This is a genomic window from Micromonospora endophytica, assembly GCF_003236305.1.
GTDB lineage: Bacteria > Actinomycetota > Actinomycetes > Mycobacteriales > Micromonosporaceae > Micromonospora > Micromonospora endophytica.
In genome coordinates this window covers 1-20,709 of sequence record NZ_POTX01000093.1, presented here as the reverse complement: position 1 = coordinate 20,709, position 20,709 = coordinate 1, and the positions used below count along the sequence as shown (strand labels likewise).

At 69.7% G+C, this 20,709-nt stretch carries 17 protein-coding genes; 12 read left to right on the top strand and 5 right to left on the bottom strand.

Features of this window, described 5'->3' with window-relative positions:
* Positions 1-80: 80 nt before the first annotated feature.
* The 9 genes from C1I93_RS15540 (at position 81) to C1I93_RS15500 (ending at position 11,808) form a co-directional block, all read left to right on the top strand.
* On the top strand, positions 81-389 hold the full coding sequence (locus C1I93_RS15540; RefSeq protein ID WP_220039578.1) for a YbaB/EbfC family nucleoid-associated protein: 309 nt from the start codon (positions 81-83) through the stop codon (positions 387-389).
* 8 nt (positions 390-397) lie between these two features.
* Positions 398-991, top strand: coding sequence for a recombination mediator RecR (recR, locus tag C1I93_RS15535; RefSeq protein ID WP_111244001.1), 594 nt, complete (start codon positions 398-400; stop codon positions 989-991).
* A gap of 133 nt (positions 992-1,124) precedes the next feature.
* The gene (locus tag C1I93_RS15530) at positions 1,125-5,096 is read left to right on the top strand and encodes a golvesin C-terminal-like domain-containing protein (protein WP_111244000.1); all 3,972 of its coding nucleotides are present in this window, start codon (positions 1,125-1,127) and stop codon (positions 5,094-5,096) included.
* A gap of 68 nt (positions 5,097-5,164) precedes the next feature.
* On the top strand, positions 5,165-5,602 hold the full coding sequence (locus C1I93_RS15525; protein ID WP_146603510.1) for a hypothetical protein: 438 nt from the start codon (positions 5,165-5,167) through the stop codon (positions 5,600-5,602).
* A gap of 274 nt (positions 5,603-5,876) precedes the next feature.
* Complete coding sequence (locus C1I93_RS15520) at positions 5,877-7,538, top strand: ABC transporter substrate-binding protein (RefSeq protein ID WP_111243998.1); 1,662 nt, start codon at positions 5,877-5,879, stop codon at positions 7,536-7,538.
* 77 nt (positions 7,539-7,615) lie between these two features.
* Positions 7,616-8,620 (top strand): ABC transporter permease, encoded by a 1,005-nt coding sequence (locus C1I93_RS15515; protein ID WP_111243997.1) that lies wholly within the window; start codon positions 7,616-7,618, stop codon positions 8,618-8,620.
* Positions 8,617-9,585, top strand: coding sequence for an ABC transporter permease (locus C1I93_RS15510; RefSeq protein ID WP_111243996.1), 969 nt, complete (start codon positions 8,617-8,619; stop codon positions 9,583-9,585). Before C1I93_RS15515 ends, C1I93_RS15510 begins: the two co-directional genes overlap by 4 nt.
* Before the next feature lie 7 nt (positions 9,586-9,592).
* Positions 9,593-10,708: an ABC transporter ATP-binding protein gene (locus tag C1I93_RS15505; RefSeq protein ID WP_111243995.1), complete on the top strand. Its 1,116-nt coding sequence runs from the start codon at positions 9,593-9,595 to the stop codon at positions 10,706-10,708.
* Entirely contained in the window at positions 10,705-11,808 is a 1,104-nt protein-coding gene (locus C1I93_RS15500; RefSeq protein ID WP_111243994.1) for an ABC transporter ATP-binding protein, read from the top strand. Before C1I93_RS15505 ends, C1I93_RS15500 begins: the two co-directional genes overlap by 4 nt.
* A 4-nt stretch (positions 11,809-11,812) precedes the next feature.
* Here the strand turns inward: C1I93_RS15500 and C1I93_RS15495 are convergent, their stop codons facing one another.
* Both C1I93_RS15495 and C1I93_RS15490 read right to left on the bottom strand, forming a co-directional pair.
* Positions 11,813-12,265, bottom strand: a complete 453-nt coding sequence (locus tag C1I93_RS15495) for a hypothetical protein (protein WP_111243993.1) — start codon at positions 12,263-12,265, stop codon at positions 11,813-11,815.
* A complete protein-coding gene (locus C1I93_RS15490; protein WP_111243992.1) occupies positions 12,247-12,906 on the bottom strand; it encodes an HNH endonuclease family protein in 660 nt (219 codons plus the stop codon). The genes C1I93_RS15495 and C1I93_RS15490 overlap by 19 nt, the downstream gene beginning before the upstream one ends.
* A gap of 108 nt (positions 12,907-13,014) precedes the next feature.
* Here C1I93_RS15490 and C1I93_RS15485 point away from each other — a divergent pair, with 108 nt between their 5' ends.
* Positions 13,015-14,469: an MFS transporter gene (locus C1I93_RS15485; protein WP_111243991.1), complete on the top strand. Its 1,455-nt coding sequence runs from the start codon at positions 13,015-13,017 to the stop codon at positions 14,467-14,469.
* A 60-nt stretch (positions 14,470-14,529) separates the two neighbouring features.
* Here the strand turns inward: C1I93_RS15485 and leuA are convergent, their stop codons facing one another.
* From leuA to C1I93_RS15470, 3 genes are all read right to left on the bottom strand, one after another.
* A complete protein-coding gene (gene leuA, locus C1I93_RS15480) occupies positions 14,530-16,308 on the bottom strand; it encodes a 2-isopropylmalate synthase (RefSeq protein WP_181445184.1) in 1,779 nt (592 codons plus the stop codon).
* Between the two features lie 207 nt (positions 16,309-16,515).
* A complete protein-coding gene (locus C1I93_RS15475) occupies positions 16,516-17,064 on the bottom strand; it encodes a nitroreductase family protein (protein ID WP_111243990.1) in 549 nt (182 codons plus the stop codon).
* Positions 17,065-17,147: 83 nt separating this feature from the next.
* Positions 17,148-18,008, bottom strand: a complete 861-nt coding sequence (locus C1I93_RS15470; protein WP_223256683.1) for a hypothetical protein — start codon at positions 18,006-18,008, stop codon at positions 17,148-17,150.
* A 285-nt stretch (positions 18,009-18,293) separates the two neighbouring features.
* Between C1I93_RS15470 and C1I93_RS15465 the strand changes: the two genes are divergently transcribed.
* Positions 18,294-19,559: an aspartate kinase gene (locus C1I93_RS15465; RefSeq protein WP_111243989.1), complete on the top strand. Its 1,266-nt coding sequence runs from the start codon at positions 18,294-18,296 to the stop codon at positions 19,557-19,559.
* 5 nt (positions 19,560-19,564) lie between these two features.
* Positions 19,565-20,614: an aspartate-semialdehyde dehydrogenase gene (locus C1I93_RS15460; RefSeq protein ID WP_111243988.1), complete on the top strand. Its 1,050-nt coding sequence runs from the start codon at positions 19,565-19,567 to the stop codon at positions 20,612-20,614.
* The last annotated feature ends 95 nt before the right edge of the window (positions 20,615-20,709 follow it).

The window sequence follows — 20,709 nt, the reverse complement described above, 5'->3', positions numbered from 1 at the left end:
ATAAGAGACAGGCGTTAGGGTGGGCGGGATTGGTGGACAGAGCTTAGGGAGCCGTCGTGCGGCCTGGTGGACAGCCGAACATGCAGCAGATGCTGAAGCAGGCGCAGAAGATGCAGCAGCAGATCGCCAAGGCGCAGGCCGAGTTGGCCGAGGCGGAGGTGACCGGCACCGCCGGTGGAGGTCTGGTCACCGTGACCGTCACCGGTGCCGGCGAGGTCAAGAGCGTCAAGATCGACCCGAAGGTGGTCGACCCGGACGACGTGGAGACCCTTGAGGATCTCGTCGTCGCCGCGCTGCACAACGCCACCGAGGCGGCCCGCGAGCTGACCGACCAGAAGATGGGCCCGGTCGCGGGCGGGATGGGCGGCCTCGGCCTGCCCGGGTTCTGAGTCCGCAGATGTACGAGGGTGCCATCCAGGACCTGATCGACGAGTTGGGTCGGTTGCCGGGCGTGGGTCCGAAGAGTGCCCAGCGGATCGCCTTCCACGTGCTCTCCGCCGACCCGGCCGACGTGAACCGGTTGGCCGGGGCGTTGCGCAAGGTCAAGGAACTGGTGCGGTTCTGCACCAGTTGCTACAACGTCGCCGAGTCCGACCAGTGCCGGATCTGCCGCGACCCGCGCCGCAGCGAAGAAGTGATATGCGTGGTCGAGGAGCCGAAGGACGTGGTCGCGATCGAGCGGACCGGCGAGTTCCGCGGTCGCTACCATGTGCTCGGCGGGGCGATCAATCCGCTGGAAGGCATCGGCCCGGACAGCCTGCGCATCCGGGAGCTGCTGGTGCGGCTCGGTGGCGGCGCGGTGCGGGAGCTGATCCTGGCCACCGACCCGAACACCGAGGGCGAGGCGACCGCCACCTATCTCGCGCTGATGGTGAAGCCGATGGGCATCGCCGTGACCCGGCTGGCCAGTGGACTGCCGGTTGGTGGCGACCTGGAGTACGCCGACGAGATCACGCTGGGCCGGGCCTTCGAGGGGCGCCGGGCCGTGTGACGTGTCCGCCGGGGCATCGCGTGGTGATGGTGTCTTGATGATCGGGTGATGATTCGCCGGTGATGAGGGTCGTCAGTCTGAGCGTCAACTCAGACTGACGGAGGTCGCCGTGCGTCGATCCGTACTGTCGTCTATGACGTTGGCGCTGGTGGTCACGCTGGCACCGGTCACTGCCGCGACTGCTGCCGCCCCGCCGGCGGCGCCTGCACCGCCGCCGGATGCCGGGGTGTCCCCGCCGGCCCGGGCCGCCCCGCTCCCGCCCGATCGAGTGCTGGACCCCGACCGCCGGCTGGGCCGGTCCTGGCGGAGTTCGACCGATCGTGCGGTCACCACCTCCGCCGACGAAACCGGGCTGCACATCCTGGTCGCCGACGCTGACGCGGCGTACCAGTGGCGTACGGCGGCGACGTTGGCCGAGCCGGGAGTGGCGACGGATCAGTGGGTGGGGCAGGCGTGCGTCACCGGCTCCGGCCGCCGAGCGGTGGCGGTCTACGCCCCTCGACAGTTCACCAACCGGGAGGGACTCTCCAACGCGGGTGCCTTCGCCGCCGTGGTGGACCTGGAAACGGGGCGGGTCACCAAGTTGCCCGAACGGTATTCGTTGGCGTACCACAACCCGGGCTGCGGCAGCGGGGAGAACGTGGTGCTGACGCGGCTGGAGCTGCCAGCCACCCCTGAGGCGGGCTCGACCGCGCGTACCGTGCTGACCACGGTGGACACCCGCCGCGTCCGCGCCGCCCGGCAGGCGATCTCGGCGGGTCAGCTCACTTCGGCGATCCCGGTGGGGGATTCGGTACTCGCTGCCAAGGGTGATGAGCTGGTCAGCGTGGACCGGCAGGGGCGGGTCACCACGCGGGCGCGTACCGAGGGGACGCCCTTCCGGCTGTTGCCCGACGGCCCGGACGGGGTCGCGTTCCAGGTGGCCCGGGCGGAGACCACCGACCTGGTACGACATGCCGCAGGTGCGACGCAGACGGTGGCCTCGGCGCCGCTGGGCACGGTGAAGTTGCGTCCCGGCGCGGATGGCAGGGTGTTCGTCGTGGGTGGCCGCAGCGCTGCCCGACTCGCCGGGCGGACGCTGCCGTCGCGATGGCGGTCGGTGGACGCGCTCCCGGACAGCGACGTCTCGCGCACCGGTGACCTGGTGGTGACGAGGGTGCGGACGGGCACCGAGGCGGCCGGGCCGGACGGTGGTGCCGGCGATGGTCGGCCGGATCGGGTGGCGATCGCGGCCCGACTCGCCGACGGGTCCGAGGTGGCCTTCAGCGTGGCGCCGACGGTGCGCCGGGCCGGCCGCGAGCGGACTGTTGGGGCCGGTGGCTCCGAGGCCGGGTCGACCGCCCGCAGCCTCGCGGCCGATCCGGATCAGGCGACCGTGGCCTGGGACGCGGACCGATCGTGTGCGGTGCCCCGCAACGATCCGACCATCCAGGTCTACCAGCCCAGCCGGGAGCAGATGGAGTGGGCGGCCAACCTGGCGGTACGCAACCAGTTGACTTTCCAACGTCCGGCGAACTGGGCCAACAACGGGCTGCCGGCGTACTCGCCGCAGGGCATGTTCCCCTCGTTGTCCCTGTCCGGCGGCGGGTACGTGCCGGCCCAGGTCTTCCTGGGCATCCTGGCGCAGGAGTCGAACCTTCTCCAAGCCAGTTGGCACGCCGTGGACGGGCTGGCCGGCAACCCGCTCACCAGCCTCGGTTACTACGGGTTGGACCTGACCTACCCGGACGTCACACAGATCAACTGGGCGCACACCGACTGCGGTTACGGCGTGGGCCAGGTGACCACCGGGATGAAGCGGACCGACACCGACCAGGACATCGTGGGCGTGCGGTGGGACTACACCAAGCAGAAGGCGGTGGTGTTGGACTACGCCACGAACGCCGCTGCGGCGCTGCGCATCCTTCAGGACAAGTGGAACGTAACCCGCAACGCCGGCCTGATCGCCAACAACGGAGATCCCCAGTACATCGAGAACTGGTGGTTCGCCATCTGGGCGTACAACACCGGCTTCTATCCGCAGTCCGGATCGCAGCCGTGGGGAGTGGGCTGGGCCAACAACCCGAGCAACCCGAACTTCCCGCCGGACCGGCAGATGTTCCTCACCGCACCCCTGGACGTGCCGACCGCCAACCCGCCGGTCGACGACGACATCGGGTACGACAACGCCAAGCACCCCAACCACTGGTCGTACCCGGAGCGGGTGATGGGTTTCGCCTACACCTCGCTGCGGCGTTACGACTACTCGACGGGCAACTATTCGCCGACGTACTCGACCGCCCTGCAACGCAACAAGTTCGTGGCCCAGCCGACCCGGTTCACCTTCTGCGTACCGGCCCGCAACGCCTGCGACCCGGCCACCTCGCAGGTGCCGGGTGACCACCCGGGTGAGCCGGCGGGTCCGTGTACCCGTAACGACCTGAAGTGCTGGTGGAACGGGCCGGTGACCTGGACGGACTGCGCGATCAACTGTGGTCTGGAGACCCGCCGGTACACCAGCGTGGAGCCCCGCCCGTACGCCACCAGCATCTACGACTCGCAGTGCAGTCGGGCCGGTCTGCCGAGCAATGCGTTGATCATCGACGACGTGGACAGCGCCAGTCCGCTGGGGCCGCAGGGCTGCGCCCGGGACTACACCCCGGCCGGGCGCTTCTCCTTCAACTATCCGAGCCGGTCCGGGCCGAACGGGACGACCATCTATCCCGGAAAGGTGGACACCCATCAGATCGGCGGTGGGTTCGGCGGCCACTTCTGGTTCGCGCACAGCCAGGCGTCTGAGAACTCCGCCCACAAGGTGACCGGACGTTGGACACCGACCAACCGGTTGTCCGGTTGGGCGACGGTGATGGTGCACATACCGGACCACGGGGCCCACACCCAGCAGGCGAAGTACACGATCAACACCGGGATGGGGGTGAAGACCCGGTACATCCCGACCCGGACCGAGCAGCATCGTTGGGTGAAACTCGGCACCTATCAGTTCTCCAACCAGGCCGCCCAGTCCGTCGAGCTGTCCAACATCACCGAGGACGGCAAGGGGGTGGAGGACGTCGCCTGGGACGCACTGGCGTTCGTGCCGCTGCCGGGCAAGCCGCGCCACTTCGTGGTGGCCATGGGCGACTCGTACGGCTCTGGCGAAGGGGCGGGCGGCTACTACTACGAGACCGACAACAACTATGGGAGCCATGCCTGGAACGCGTGCCGCCGGACCAACCGGTCCTGGCAGATGCTGACCCGGCTGCCCGGCTCGTCGAGTTCGATTCGGGATCGGGTGGCCGCCCATGACCCGAACGTCGATTTCCAGTTCGTCAGCTGTTCCGGGGCGAAAGCCGAGCAGATGCGTGGCACGTCGACGCCGAATTACTGGCAGAACCCGCCGGGGGCGATCGGGAACTATCACCACAGCGCCGAGGGACAGTTCCGGGAGATGTCGCAGATCGAGTCGGGGGCGCTGGACGCCAACACCACCCTGGTGCTGCTCTCGGCCGGCGGCAACGACGCCAACTTCCCCGGCACGATGAGCACCTGCGCCATCGAGTCCTGTGACAACCCCAGCTACGAGTCGCTGATCCGACAACACATCGACAACTCGCATTCTCAGGTGCGACAACTGATCAATGCGGTGGCGGCCAGGGCACCGAACGCGACGATCATGTTGGCCGGTTATCCTCGGCTCTTCGCCGACTACCACCTGGACCTCTGTGTCTTCGGCCGGTTCACCAGCGGCGAGATGAGCATGATCAACCGGATGGCCCTGTACATGCGGGACGGCCAGCGGAACCTGGTGGACCAGGCCCGGTCGGCCGGCATCAGGGTGCAGTTCACTGACATGGTGGAAGGGCTGCTCGACCAGGGCACGTGCCGCAAGTACGACGTCGGGCACGACATCCTGGTGCCCGACGACATCAACTCGGTGGTGGCTGGGCCGACCAGCGAGGGTGACTTCCGGATAATCTCGGGTGACGACTACGCCACCTGCGTCGGCTGGATCACGGGCGGCTTGAACGTCTGCATCAGCCGCGCCTCGTTCCACCCGAAGGACACCGGCAACGTGACGTACGCCAACGCGGTGACCGCACGTCTGTCCGCGGTCGGTTACAACTGAGTGCGCCGGTGGGGCTGGCCCGTGACGGCGGGCCCCACCGCTCGCATTCCACCCGGGGGGAGGCCGAGGTGCGGCAGGAACGGGAGCGCCGGCCCTGGACGCCGTCGCTGTTGGCTGCCCTGGTGGTCGTTGCGGTGCTGGCTGGTTGGTGGTGCGTCGCGGGGAAGCTACGAGAGCAGCGCGAGGCGCGCGATCGTGGCGAGACGTCGGCGGCGGCGGAACTCGATCGACGGGCCGGCAGCTACGCCGAGGCGGTGGTCGCCGCCGGGGCGGCGACGTCCGACGACCGGTTGCGCACCCTCGCCGCCGAGCAGCAGGTGGACGTATGGGAGATCCACCGGAAGCCGGAGCTGTCTGTGGTCGTCGAGTCGTCCGAAGGATACGGTCCGTGGCCGAAGAGCATCCTGCGGCTGTGTCACCGGCTCGACTTCCGTGCCCTGGGGGAGGCCGCAGCCGGCTTCGAGGTGGTACGCCTGCCCGACTGTCCGGCCCCACCCACGCCCTGAGTCGGGACTCCCGGTGGCCGGCGAGAGGTATGACAGCGACACGATGGCGGCTTCAGTCGACGTAACAGAATGATATCGATTGTTAGGGGCTGTTGGTCCAGTTTTGCCCGGTAGCCCGTGGGACCGTGTTACGTGGGTCGGTCGCTTAGGACACGATCCGGTACCAAGAGCTCTCCGTGCCGTTTCCGCCCGGTCCTAACGGGAGCTAAGGTCACCGCCATCGGTGACCCTGTCACCACGTTGTCCGTACCCCCTAGGACGAGGTGAAGCACCCATGCGTGCATCCAGGCCGAAGGTCGCTATCGCGGCCGTGGCGGCCGCGGCCCTCGCGGTAGCAGGCTGTGCCGAGAGCGACCGCGAAGGTTCCGGCGGTAGTAACAAGGACACCCTGGTCTTCGGCGTTGCCGGAGACCCGAAGGTGCTCGACCCCAGCTTCGCCAGCGACGGTGAGTCGCTGCGTGTGGCTCGTCAGGTGTTCGAGACCCTGGTTCGCCCCGAGGAGGGTGGCACCAAGGTCAGCCCCGGCCTCGCCGAGTCCTGGGAGCCGGACGCCGCCGGTACGACCTGGACGTTCAAGCTGCGTTCCGGCGTGAAGTTCCACGACGGCACCGACTTCAACGCTGAGGCCGTCTGCGCCAACTTCGACCGTTGGTACAACGCCAAGGGTCTGATGCAGAGCCCGGACGTGACGGCGTACTGGCAGGACGTCATGGGTGGCTTCGCCGCCAATGAGGACGACACCCTGCCGGACAGCCTCTTCAAGTCCTGCACCGCCAGCGACCCGACCACCGTCGCGCTGGCGTTCACCCGGGTCTCCAGCAAGATCCCGGCCGCTCTGATGCTGCCGTCGTTCTCCATCCACAGCCCGAAGGCGCTGCAGGACTACGACGCCAGCAACGTCAGCGGTAGCGCGGACGACATCAAGTACCCGGCGTACGCGACCGAGCACCCGACCGGCACCGGCCCGTTCAAGTTCAAGTCCTGGGACGTGCCGAACAAGACGCTCACCCTGGAGCGCAACGAGGACTACTGGGGCGAGAAGGCCAAGCTGAAGAGCCTGATCTTCAAGACCATCTCGGACGAGAACGCCCGTAAGCAGGAGCTGCGTTCCGGCGGCATCCAGGGGTACGACCTGGTCGGCCCGGCCGACGTCGAGCCGCTCAAGGGTGAGGGCTTCAACGTCCTGACCCGCCCGGCGTTCAACATCCTCTACCTGGCGATCAACCAGAAGGGGAACCCGAAGCTGGCCGACCTCAAGGTCCGGCAGGCGCTGGCCCACGCGATCAACCGCCAGGCCCTCGTCGACTCGAAGCTGCCCCCGGGCGCCCAGGTCGCGGTGAACTTCTTCCCGGAGACCGTCGAGGGCTGGAACGGCGACGTCACCAAGTACGACTACGACGTCGAGAAGGCCAAGGCGTTGCTGGCCGAGGCGGGTGCCTCGAACCTGACCCTGCGGTTCCACTACCCGACCGAGGTCACCCGGCCGTACATGCCGAACCCGAAGGACCTGTTCGAGCTGATCTCGGCGGACCTCCAGGCGGTCGGCATCAAGATCGAGCCGATTCCGCTGAAGTGGAGCCCGGACTACCTCAACGCCACCACCTCCGGTAACAAGCACGACCTGCACTTCCTCGGGTGGACCGGCGACTACGGCGACGGCTACAACTTCATCGGCACCTTCTTCGACCGGCAGAAGGACGAGTGGGGCTTCAACAACCCCGCGCTGTTCGAGAAGTTCAAGCAGGCGGACAGCACCGCGGACCAGGCGGCCCGGGTGGCGCTCTACAAGGAACTGAACGCCGACATCATGAACTTCCTGCCCGGTGTGCCGATCTCGCACTCGCCGCCGGCCATCGTGTTCGGCAAGGACGTGACCGGGGTCAAGGCCAGCCCGCTCACCGACGAGCGGTTCTCGACCGCCGAGTTCAAGTCCTGATCTGACGCACCGACCGCGGGCGGACGCTGTTACCCACAGCGTCCGCCCGCGATCCCCTGCACACCCTCGAGGCCGCCGTGATCCGGTTCATCGTCAGACGCCTGCTCCAGCTGATACCCACGCTGTTCGGGCTCTCCCTCCTGCTGTTCATCTGGCTCCGGCGGCTGCCCGGCGGCCCCGAGACCGCCATCCTCGGTGAGCGCGGTACGCCCGAGATGCGGGCCGCCATCCGCCAGAATCTCGGCCTCGACGAGCCGATCCTGATCCAGTACGGCCGGTTCGTCCGGCGGTTGATCCGGCTCGACCTGGGCACCTCCATCTCGACGAAGCGCGAGGTGACCACCGAGTTCCTCCAGCGCTTCCCCGGCACCGTCGAGTTGACCATCACCGCGATGGTGATCGCGATCGGCATCGGCATCCCGCTCGGCTACCTCGCCGCCCGCCGTCGCGGCCGGCTCCTGGACCACCTCTCGGTCGGCGGTTCGCTGATCGGCATCTGCATCCCGGTCTTCTTCCTGGCGTACATCCTCAAGGCGATCTTCTCGGAGAACCTGGGCTGGTTCCCGTCCAGCGGCCGGCAGGACCCGACGATCGGCGCCACCCGGATCACCAACTTCTTCGTTCTGGACGGACTGATGACCCGGGAGTGGGACGCCGCGGCCGACGCGCTCTGGCATCTCGTCCTGCCCGGTCTGGCGCTGGCCAGCATCCCGCTGGCGATCATCGTCCGGATCACCCGGGCCAGCGTGCTGGAGGTGCTCAACGAGGACTTCGTGCGTACCGCCGAGGCCAAGGGCCTGACCGAGAACGTGGTCCGCCGCCGGCACGTGCTGCGCAACGCGATGCTCCCGGTGGCCACCTCGATCGGCCTGCTCACCGGTGGCCTGCTCTCCGGCGCCGTGCTCACCGAGACCGTCTTCGCGTTCAGCGGGATCGGCGCCTTCCTCGCCGACTCCATCAGCCAGCGTGACTACCCCGTCCTGATGGGCTTCATCATGATCATTGCGGTGGTCTACGTGCTGGTGAACCTGATCGTGGACCTCTCCTACAGCCTGATCGACCCGAGGGTGAGGGTCCGATGACGATCATCAGCGGGAAGAAGCGCGAGAAGATCGACCGCCTCGCCGAACTCGCCGCCCGCGAGGAGGAGCGCGGCGTCAGCCTCTGGCAGGACGCCTTCCGCCGCCTCCGGCGCAACCCCGCCGCCATCGTCGGCGCCGTCATCCTGACCATCTTCGTGCTGGTCGCCGTTGTCGGACCGTTCTTCGTGCCGTACGGCCCGACGGACACCATGGGCATCCGCGAGGGCGTCGTGCGGGTCGGGCAGGGCCTGATCCCCGGGCACTCCGCCGAACACTGGCTCGGCTACGACCACCAGGGCCGGGACGTCTTCAGCCGGATGGTCGTCGGCGCCCGGCAGACGCTGCTCGTCGGCGTGGTGTCCACCCTGATCGGTCTCAGCATCGGCGCGCTGATCGGCGGCCTCGCCGGTGCCGCCGCCGGCCTCGGCGGCCGGTGGGGCCGCTGGGTGGACGCCACCCTGATGCGCTTCATCGACATGCTGCTGGCGATGCCCAGCCTGCTGCTCGCGGTGAGCATCGCGGCGCTGCTCGGGCCGAGCCTCACCACCGTGATGATCGCGGTCGGTATGGTCTCGGTGCCGGTCTTCGCCCGACTGCTGCGCGGCTCGATGATCGTCCAGTCGCACAGTGACTACGTGCTGGCGGCCACCTCACTCGGCGTACGCAAGTCGAAGATCGCGCTGACCCACGTGCTGCCGAACTCGCTCGCCCCGGTCATCGTGCAGGCCACGCTCACGCTGGCCACCGCGATCATCGAGGCCGCCGCGCTGTCGTACCTCGGTCTGGGCAACCCGGACTCGGCCGTACCCGAGTGGGGCGTGATGCTCGCCGACGCGCAACCGTGGCTCGGCATCCGGCCGGCGCTGGCGATCTACCCGGCGGTCGCGATCATCATCACCGCGTTGGGCTTCACGCTGCTCGGCGAGGCGATGCGCGAGGCCCTCGACCCGAAGCTGCGGAAGTAGGTCGGCAATGGCACTACTCGAAGTGGATGACCTCTCCGTCACCTTCGCCCGGCGCGGTCAGCGTGCCGTACGCGCTGTCGACGGGGTCTCGTTCTCGGTGGACGCCGGCGAGGTGGTGGGTCTGGTCGGCGAGTCGGGTTGCGGCAAGTCAGTGACCTCGCTGGCGATCATGGGGCTGCTGCCGAAGCAGCCCGGCCTGCGGGTCGGCGGCAAGGCCGTCTTCGACGGCAGCGACCTGCTCCAGCTCGACGACCGGTCGCGGCGGGACATCCGGGGCCGGGACATCGCGATGATCTTCCAGGATCCGCTGTCGTCGCTCAATCCGGTCATCCCGATCGGGCTCCAGGTGACCGAGGTGCTGACCCGGCACCGGGGCATGCGGGGCGACGCGGCGGCGAAGGAGGCGGCCCAGCTGCTCGACCGGGTCGGCATCCCCGACCCGAAGCGCCGGCTGAAGGAATACCCGCACCAGCTCTCCGGCGGAATGCGTCAGCGCGCCCTGATCGCCATGGCGGTGGCCTGCCAGCCCCGGCTGCTGATCGCCGACGAACCGACCACCGCGTTGGACGTCACCATCCAGGCGCAGATCCTGGAACTGTTGAAGGATCTGGTCCGCGACTCCGGCACCGCGCTGGTGATGATCACGCATGACCTCGGTGTGGTGGCCGGCATGTGTGACTCGATAAACGTGCTCTACGGCGGCCGGGTGGTGGAGACGGCCCGGCGACGTCCGCTGTTCCGGGAGCCGAGGCACCCGTACACCGTGGGGTTGCTCGGCTCGGTGCCGCGCCTGGACGCCGGGCGCGGCGAGCGACTCAACCCCATCCCCGGCTCGGTACGGGACCTGCTGCCGTGGCCGGACGGCTGTGCCTTCGCGCCGCGCTGCACCCGCCGGGTCGACGCCTGCGTGGGTGAACCGCCACAACTGGTGCTCGCCCACGACGGCCGCAGCTACCGCTGCGTCAACCCGGCCCCGGTGCCGGGCCTGCGGCCCACCGAGGAGATCCGCGAGACGGTGCCGGGAGAGGCAGAGCCGGGCACGGTGCCCGCGCAGGCGGTACCCGGCGACGCACCGGCCGTGCCGGGCCTGGGCCCCGCCCCCAGCGAGGAGGAGACCCCGTGACCGGAACCGATGTCCTCGTCGAGGTACGGGACCTGAAGGTGCACTTTCCGATCAAGCGGGGCGTGCTCTTCGACCGTACGATCGGCCACGTCAAGGCGGTCGACGGCGTGGACCTGCGCATCCCGCGTGGCCAGACGTACGGACTGGTGGGCGAGTCGGGCTGCGGCAAGTCCACGCTCGGGCGGGCGCTGCTCCAGCTCACCCCGCCCACCACAGGTGAGGTGAACTTCGACGGCGTGGAGCTGACCACGCTGCCGGCGGGCAAGCTGCGCGCGATGCGCAGACGGATGCAAATGATCTTCCAGGATCCGATGTCCAGCCTCGACCCGAGGCAGAACGTCGAGTCGATCCTCACCGAGGGCCTGCACACGCACGGCATCGGCGGCAACCGGGACGAACGCCGGAAGATCATCGCCGAGACGCTGGACAAGGTCGGTCTGCCCCGCTGGGCGCTGTCCCGCTATCCGCACGAGTTCTCCGGCGGCCAGCGGCAGCGCATCGGCATCGCCCGGGCGCTGGTGCTGGGGCCCGAACTGATCGTCGCCGACGAACCGGTCTCCGCCCTGGACGTGTCGATCCAGGCCCAGGTGATCAACCTGCTGGACGAACTCCAGGACAGCCTCGGCCTGACCTACCTGGTGATCGCGCACGACCTGGCGGTGGTGCGGCACATCTCCGACATCGTCGGCGTGATGTACCTGGGCGGACTTGTCGAGGAGGCGCCGAGCGACAGGCTCTACACCGAGCCGCTGCACCCGTACACCCGGGCGTTGATGTCGGCGGTGCCGGTGCCGGACCCCGACGTGGAGGATCGCCGGGAGCGGATCCTGCTCGCCGGTGACCTGCCCTCGCCGGCCAACCCGCCGTCGGGCTGCCGCTTCCACACCCGGTGCCCGTGGGCGCAGCCGACCCGCTGCGCCGACGAACGGCCGGTCCTGCGGGAGGTCGGCGAGAGTCGGGTCGCCTGCCACTTCGCCGAGCAGATCGCCAGCGGCGAGTTGCGCCCGCACCAGGTGCAGGTGCAGATCGTCCGGCCGGAGGGCGAGGGCGAGGAGCCCGACGTCGTATCCGCCCCCAGCGAACCCGGCTCCTTCGTGTAAGGGCTCAGCCCTCGGGGCGGTTCAGCAGGCCGACAGCGATGCTGTGCACCGCGTCCAGCCCGGCGGCGTCAGCCAGCGGTGCCTTGCCGCCGGTGACGACGTACCACTCGTCCGCGTCCTTGTACTGCACGTGCAGGGTGACCTGGCCGTCGGCGAACTCGGTGCGGAGCGTCAGCTCGCCGGTCACCACGCCGACCTCGTCGGTCATCACCCCGCCCGGCCCCGGCACGATGTCGGTGGTCCGGCTCTGCGGCCCGGTGGCACCCCCGGCGTCGGCGGTCATCCCGGCCCCCGGGACCTCCACCTCACTGGCGGCGGCGCCGTCCGCGGTCATCCCGGCCGTGGTCGGGCCGGGGGACGGGCTGCCGGTCCCCGCCGCGGCATCCTCTCCAGCGGAGTCCGGCGTCCGCTCGGGGGCCGGGGTGTCGCCAGCTCCGGTTACGGCTTGCTCTCCCATGTGCAGCCCTCCAACATGTCGGCCAGCGTGGCCTTCTCGGCACTGGTGATCGTCAACTTCCAGTGATGCTTCACCGCCACCCAGTCACCGGCATACTGGCACCAGTATGACTGGTTTGGCGGTTTCCACTGGGACGGATCCTGGTCACCCTTTGACCGGTTGGAGGACGCCGAAACCGCGAAGAGCTGCGGACGGTCCAGGTCATTGGCGAAATCGCCACGCTTCTCGTCGTCCCACTCGTCGGCGCCGGAGCGCCAGGCGTTGGCGAGTGGCACCATGTGGTCGATGTCCACGCTGGACGGCTCGGTGAAGCTGCGCCCGTCGTACACGCTCTCCCAGCGACCCCCCACCACGTTGCAGCCGGAGTGCTTGATGTCCTTGCCGTCGCGTTCCAACACCGTGTCCCGGACGTCGCAGTTCTGGCCGGTCTTGCGCCAGTGCGGGAAACGACTGCGGCTGTAGCCGCGCATCGAGCCGGCCTCGGCGACGGTGAGCTGGGAGAGCATCTGGGTGGCGGAGCCGCCGTCGCTGCTCGGCGACACCTCCGGCTCCTCCAACGCGACGCAACCGGCCACACCGAAGGTCAGCGCCGCGACGAGCGCGAGCGCCCCCACGGCGTAGGGTCCTGATCTGGTACGCACAGACGACACCTCTCCAGCTTGCGGGCTAGCGCCGATCCCGCACAGTACCCGGGCGACGTTTCGGCGTTTCGCGGTGTCTGGCACCTGGCGCAGGGCAGATTGGATGTCATGCCGCAACCAGGGTCCGCCGTCCGGATGGGAACCGCCGCAGGCCGGGGCACGCTCACCGCCGCCGTCCTCGCCTCCGGCATGGTCTTCCTGGACAGCACGGTGGTGAACGTGGCACTGCCCCGGCTCGGTGCCGACCTCGGCGCCTCCGTTGCCGGCCTACAGTGGACAGTCAACGGCTATCTGCTCACCCTCGCGGCGTTCGTCCTGCTCGGCGGGGCCCTCGGTGACCGGTTCGGGCGGCGGCGGGTCTTCCTGATCGGGGTGGTCTGGTTCACCGTCGCCTCGGTGCTCTGCGGGCTGGCGCTGCGTACCGACTGGTTGGTGGCCGCGCGTTTCCTCCAGGGTGTCGGCGGCGCGTTGCTCACCCCGGGCTCGCTGTCGCTGCTGCAATCCAGCTTCGCCCCCGACGAGCGCGGGAAGGCGATCGGGGCCTGGTCGGGCCTCTCCGGCGTCTCCACCGCGCTCGGGCCGTTCGTCGGTGGCTGGTTGATCGACGCCCTCTCCTGGCGGTGGATCTTCTTCCTGAACGTGCCGCTGGCCGTGCTGGTGCTGCTGGCGACGGTGCGCTGGGTGCCGGAGAGCCGGGACGAGAGCGCGACCCGTACCCGAGGGGCGGGGCGTCGTTTCGACGTGGCCGGCGCGCTGCTCGGTGCGCTCACGCTTGCCGGTGTCACGTACGCCCTGGTCGAAGCCCCGGGCCGGGGCCTGCGCTCGCCGACGGTCGCTGTGGCGGCCGTGGTCGCGGTGCTCGCCGCGGTGGTGTTCATGGTGGTGGAGCGACGCCGTGGCGAGACCGCGATGCTGCCCACCGGGCTGTTCGGTAGCCACCTTTTCTCGATGTTGAACCTCTTCACCGTGCTGGTCTACGCCGCGCTCGGTGGATTCACCTTCTTCTTCGCCGTCTACCTCCAGAATGTGGTCGGCTGGTCGGCGTTGAGCACCGGCCTGGCCCTGCTGCCGATGACCGTGCTGCTGCTGGTCGGCTCACCCGGCGCCGGGGCGCTGTCGGCGAAGATCGGGCCACGGCTGCTGTTGAGCGTCGGGCCGGTGCTGGCCGCCGCCGGCCTGCTGCTGCTGCGCGAGCTGGGACCGGGCGCGTCGTACTGGACCCATGTGCTTCCCGGCGTGGTGCTCTTCGGCGCCGGCCTGACAATGGTGGTGGCGCCACTGACCGCCTCGGTGCTGGCCGCCGTCGCCGACCGCTTCGCCGGGGTGGCGAGCGGCTTCAACAACGCCGCCTCCCGGGTCGGCAGCCTGCTCGCGGTAGCCGCCCTGCCGCTGCTGGTCGGGCTCTCCGGCACCGGGTACGAGCAACGAGCCGAGCTGACCGGCGCGTACCGGGGTGCGCTGCTCTGGTGTGCCGGCCTGCTGCTGGCGGGCGCGGCGATCGCCGCCCTGCTCGTGCACCGCCCGGTTGCAAGGAGGGGCCCCCTATTAACAGTCGACTGTTAATAGGGGGCCCCTCCTCTACACGAGGCGTTAAAAGGGGGCCCCTCCTTACCCCGCAGCTTCTTAATTCGCAGCGCGGTTGATGGCGCTGGTGACCGCCTTGACCGAGGCGGTGACGATGTTCGCGTCCATGCCGACACCCCAGACCGTACGGTCGCCGACCTGGCACTCGACGTACGCGGCGGCCTGGGCGTCGCCGCCGGAGGAGAGCGCGTGCTCGTGGTAGTCGAGCACGCGGACGCTGACGCCGGCCGAGGCGAGCGCGTTGACGTACGCGTCGATCGGGCCGTTGCCTATCGCGTTCACCGAACGGGCCTGGCCGTCCACACCGACCTGGGCGGTGATCTCGACCTTGCCGTCGGCGCTGCCGATGACGTACTCGGCCAGCGTGACCGCCGGGTCGGCCTGATGGTCGAGGAGGTACTGCCGGGCGAAGATCTGCCACATGGTGGCTGGGTCGACCTCGCCGCCGTCGTGGTCGGTGACCTGCTGGACCACCCCGGAGAACTCGATCTGGAGCCGGCGGGGAAGGTCGAGCTGGTGTTCGGTCTTCATGATGTACGCGACGCCGCCCTTGCCGGACTGCGAGTTGACCCGGATCACCGCCTCGTAGCTGCGGCCCAGGTCCTTCGGGTCGATCGGCAGGTAGGGCACCGCCCAGTCGAACTCGTCGACCGGTACGCCGGCTGCTGCCGCGTCGGCCTCCAGCGCGGTGAAGCCCTTGTTGATGGCGTCCTGGTGGGAACCGGAGAAGGCGGTGTAGACCAGGTCACCGGCGTACGGGTGGCGCTCGTGCACGGGCAGTTGGTTGCAGTACTCGACGGCCCGCTTGATCTCGTCGATGTCGGAAAAGTCGATCATCGGGTCGATGCCCTGGGAGAACAGGTTCAGTCCCAGCGTCACCAGGTCGACGTTGCCGGTGCGCTCGCCGTTGCCGAACAGGCAGCCCTCGATCCGGTCCGCGCCGGCCAGCAGGCCCAGTTCGGCGGCGGCCACCCCGGTGCCCCGGTCGTTGTGCGGGTGCAGGCTCAGCACCAGGCTCTCGCGGCGGGGCAGGTGCCGGTGCATCCACTCGATCGAGTCGGCGTACACGTTCGGCGTGGCCATCTCGACGGTGGCCGGCAGGTTGATGATCAGCTTGCGGTCCGGCGTCGGGTCGATCACCTCGATGACCTTCGCGCAGACCTCCAGCGCGTACTCCAGTTCGGTGCCGGTGTACGACTCGGGGGAGTACTCGTAGTAGATCTCGGTGTCCGGGGTGTGGATCTCGGCGTACTTCTGGCAGAGCCGGGCGCCGGTGGTGGCGATGTCGGTGATGCCGTCGCGGTCCAGCCCGAACACCACCCGGCGCTGAAGCGTCGAGGTGGAGTTGTAGAAGTGCACGATGGCCCGCCGTGCCCCGCGCAGTGACTCGAAGGTCCGGTCGATCAGGTGCTCCCGGCACTGGGTCAGCACCTGGATCGTGACGTCCTCGGGGATCAGATCCTGCTCGATGAGCTGCCGGACGAAGTCGAAGTCGGTCTGGCTGGCCGACGGGAAGCCGACCTCGATCTCCTTGTAGCCCATCTGGACCAGGAGCTGGAACATCCGGCGCTTGCGCTCCGGCGACATCGGGTCGATGAGTGCCTGGTTGCCGTCGCGCAGGTCGACGGCGCACCAGCGGGGTGCGGTCTCGACCGTGCGACCCGGCCACCGCCGGTCCGGCAGGTCGATCCGGAACTGCTGCTGGTACGGCTGGTAGCGGCGGTACGGCATCCGGCTGGGGCGTTGCCGGGCGATGGCGTCGGAGTCAACGTCGGTGGTGCCGGCTGGGTGAGCCATGGCGGACTTCTCCTGGGTCATGTGTCAGCAAGTGGGCGTCGGCAAAGAGTGCCGAGCGGAAAGATCCGGAACAGTGCTGGCGGCGCGGTTCAACTCCGCGACGAGGTGCCGGCCGTCAGGCCCCGTCGCGGCGACCAAGGAGAAGGTGCGCCTGCCACATGACAGAGTGACACTACGTGATGGGACGGGTTCTGGGAAGCCGGGCCCGGACTTTGAGACGAAACTCGGTCACTGCCTCACGTCTGCGCAGCTCAACACCAGTTCGGTCAGGGGGAGCCGGTGGCGTAACGCCAGCTCCTCGGCGACCAGGTCGGTGGGAAGGCTCAGCGGATCAGCCAGCTGCCCGACCGCCACCACCACGTACGGTCGCAGGCCGTCGGGCAGGTCGAGGTCGGCGGCCAGGCCGGCGTGATCGAGCTGGGTCACCTGGCGTACGTGCAGGCCGAGCGCGGTGGCCTGCACGGTCAGGTGGGCCACCGCCTGGCCCAGGTCGTACGCGGCGAACGGGTGGCCGGTCCGCAGGTGGGCACCGAGCAGCAGCGCGCTGGCCCGGCCGGCCCAGCGCTGGTCTGCCGGGGTCAGGTTGACCAGGAGCCGTTTGAAGGTCTCGTCGTCGCGGTGCCCGAGCGCGAACCGCCACGGCTGCCGGTTGCCGGCCGAGGGCGCCCACCGGGCCGCCTCCAGCAGCGTCGCCGCCTCGGCCCGGGTGATGCCCGCCTGCGAGTCGAAGGAGCGAGGGCTCCAGCGGAAGGCGAGCAGCGAGGTGAGGTCCGTCATGCGCAAAGCGTCCCGTATGGGCGATTTGCCAGCCAATGGGGGTGTGCTGCATGTGGGCAACGACACCCGTAACCCGGCACCGGTCAGGGCGTTCCGCTGCTCGACGCGGTGCCGCCGGGAACGCCGTCGACCGGCGACGACGGCGGGGCGGCCGGGTCGACGGGCGACGACGGCGGAGCGGCCGGGTCGACGGGCGGTGCCGCCATCTCCAGCGGCTCCGCCTCGACCACCGGCCCGGCCAACTGCACAGTGGCCGGGGCGGGCTCGGGCGGCGCGGCGAGCGTCAGCGTGCCGAACGCCACGCGCACCGCGGTCGGGGTGCCGTCGGCGTCGAAGCAGTAGATCCCCACGTCCAGCGGGGGGTTGATGGACGCCTCCGTGGTCTCCACCGAGTAACACGAGCCGGTCGCCTCGGCCGGTGCCGCGGCGGGCGAGACCGAGAGCGGGGCACGCCTGTCGGTCAACACGTCCAGCCAGTCGGTGAAGGGGTGCTGCACCCGGGGATCGAGCCGGCGGGGCAGCGTGTCGTCCCGCTCCCCGAGGCGTACGCAGCTCGCCGGCTCGGGCCGGCTGGGCGAGGGCAACGCGCACTGGAACAGCCCGTCCGCGCTGGCGGCGAGTGAGATGTCGACCGCGCCGCCGTGGGCGCCGCCGGGCACGTCCACCCGCCAACTGCCGTCGTTTGCACTGGTCACCACGATGAGGCGATCCCCGGCCCCGTCGACCCGCCAGGTGTAGCGGGCGACCAGGTGCCGATCCTGGGCGGCGGCGGCGAGCGCGGCCAACTCGTCGCGGGCGGCGTCCATCCCCACCGGCCGGGGCGCGGTGCTCGGCGGCGGCGGATCGGCGGGCGGGTCGGCGGAGCAGCCGGTGAACAGGAGGGTCAGGGCGAGCACGAGCGCGAGCGGGACGGGCCGGCGCTGGGCGGGACGGTGCGCGTACACCCGGCCATTCTCGGCGTTCCGGCCCGCTTGCGGACACCCCCGGGAAGGGCGGCGTTTCCGGCGTGTCGGGTAGCACCTGGGCGGTTTGGGTGGGCTAAGAGGTGCCCTGCCTCACGGGTTTGCCGGGCCGGATCGTGGGATCACCTGACCCGGCGGTCAGACCGGCCCGATACCCTGAGGTCGTCCGACCCGCGCCGCCGGCCACGGTGCCGGCGGCGTCGGCACGCTCAGCCTGGTGCCGGCGGCGTCGGCAGGCTCAGGGCAACCGGGAGGGAGTGCGCCGTCGTGGCACTCGTGGTGCAGAAGTACGGCGGATCCTCCGTCGCCAACGCCGAGCGCATCAAGCGGGTGGCCGAGCGGATCGTCGATGCCCGCAAGGCCGGCGACGACGTGGTCGTCGTGGTCTCCGCGATGGGCGACACCACCGACGAACTGCTCGACCTGGCCAACCAGGTCAGCCCGCTACCTCCCGGCCGGGAGCTGGACATGCTGCTCACCGCCGGGGAGCGGATCTCCATGGCGCTGCTCGCCATGGCAATCCACAACCTGGGGTACGAAGCACGTTCCTTCACCGGCTCCCAGGCCGGGGTGATCACCACCTCGGTGCACGGTCGGGCCCGGATCATCGACGTCACCCCGGGGCGGCTCAAGGGCGCGCTGGACGAGGGCGCCGTGGTCATCGTGGCGGGCTTCCAGGGCGTCTCGCAGGACACCAAGGACGTCACCACGCTGGGCCGGGGCGGCTCCGACACCACCGCCGTGGCGTTGGCCGCCGCGCTGCACGCGGACGTCTGCGAGATCTACACCGACGTCGACGGCGTGTTCACCGCCGACCCGCGGATCGTCCCGAACGCCAGGCACATCAAGCAGATCACCTACGAGGAGATGCTGGAGCTGGCCGCCTGCGGCGCGAAGGTGTTGCACCTGCGCAGCGTGGAGTACGCCCGCCGGGCGGGGCTGCCGATCCACGTCCGTTCGTCATACTCGACAAACACCGGCACCATGGTCACCGGATCGATGGAGGAACTTCCTGTGGAGCAGGCGCTGATCACCGGAGTGGCCCACGACCGCAGCGAGGCCAAGATCACCATCGTCGGGGTGCCTGACGAGCCGGGTGCCGCGGCGAGCATCTTCGACACCGTCGCCGGTGCCGAGATCAACATCGACATGATCGTGCAGAACGTCTCCACCGAGGGCACCGGCCGCACGGACATCTCCTTCACCCTGCCGAAGACCGACGGCCCTACCGCGATGAGCGCGCTCAGCAAGATCCAGGAGTCGGTCAACTTCAAGGGCCTGCTCTACGACGACCACGTCGGCAAGGTCTCGCTGATCGGTGCCGGGATGCGCTCGCACCCCGGGGTGGCCGCCGGCTTCTTCGCGGCGCTGGGCCAGGCCGGCGTGAACATCGAAATGATCTCCACCTCCGAGATCCGGGTCTCCGTGGTCTGCCGGGACTCCGACCTCGACGCGGCGGTCCGCGCCATCCACGAGGCGTTCGAGCTCGGCGGTGACACCGAAGCCGTGGTGTACGCGGGAACCGGGCGGTAGCCCAGGTGGCCAGGCTGCCCACCCTGGCCGTGGTCGGGGCGACGGGAGCCGTCGGGGCGGTGATGTGTGAGCTGCTCACCGGACGCCGCAACGTCTGGGGCGAGATCCGCCTGCTGGCCTCCGAGCGGTCAGTGGGGCGGAAGGTGCGGTGCCGGGGCGAGGAGCTGACCGTCCAGGCGCTGACCGAGGAAGCCCTCGACGGGGTGGACGTGGCCATGTTCGACGTACCGGACGAGGTGGCCGAGCGCTGGGCACCGGTCGCGGTGCGGCGCGGCGCGGTCGTGGTGGACAACTCCGGCGCCTTCCGGATGGACCCGGACGTCCCGCTGGTGGTGCCGGAGATCAACCCCGAGCAGGTACGCCACCGCCCGCGCGGCATCGTCGCCAGCGCGAACTGCACCACCCTCGCGATGATCATCGCGGTGGCTCCGCTGCACTACGAGTACGGCCTGCGCGAGTTGGTGCTCGCCTCCTACCAGGCCGCCACCGGAGCGGGTCAGGTAGGCGCGGAGACCCTGCACAACCAGCTGACCAAGGTGGCCGGCGACCGGATGCTCGGCTCGCGCGCCGGTGACGTGCGGCAGGCGGTCGGCGACGACCTCGGCCCGTTTCCCGCTCCCCTGGCGCTCAACGTGGTGCCGTGGGCCGGCTCGCTGGCCGACAGCGGCTGGTCGGGCGAGGAGATGAAGCTGCGCGACGAGTCGCGCAAGATCCTCGGGATGCCCGACCTCAAGGTCTCCGCCACCTGCGTACGGGTGCCGGTGTTGACCGGACACTCGGTCGCGGTGCACGCCGTCTTCGGCACCGAGATCGACGTCGACGGGGCCCGGGCGGTGCTGCGCAACGCTCCCGGGGTGATAGTGGTCGACGACCCGGCGGCCGGTGAGTTCCCGATGCCCATCGACGCCGTCGGCACCGATCCGTCCTGGGTCGGCCGGATCCGCCGCGCCCTCGACGACCCCCGCGCGCTCGACTTCTTCGTCACCGGCGACAACCTCCGCAAAGGCGCCGCCCTCAACACCGCCCAGATTGCCGAACTCCTCGCCCGCACCTGACCGCCCACACGTCGATCTAGGGGCGATCGTCGTCGATGGAGATCGACTAGCGACATTCTGCCCTAGATCGACGCGGCGGGCGGGGGGGGGGAGGG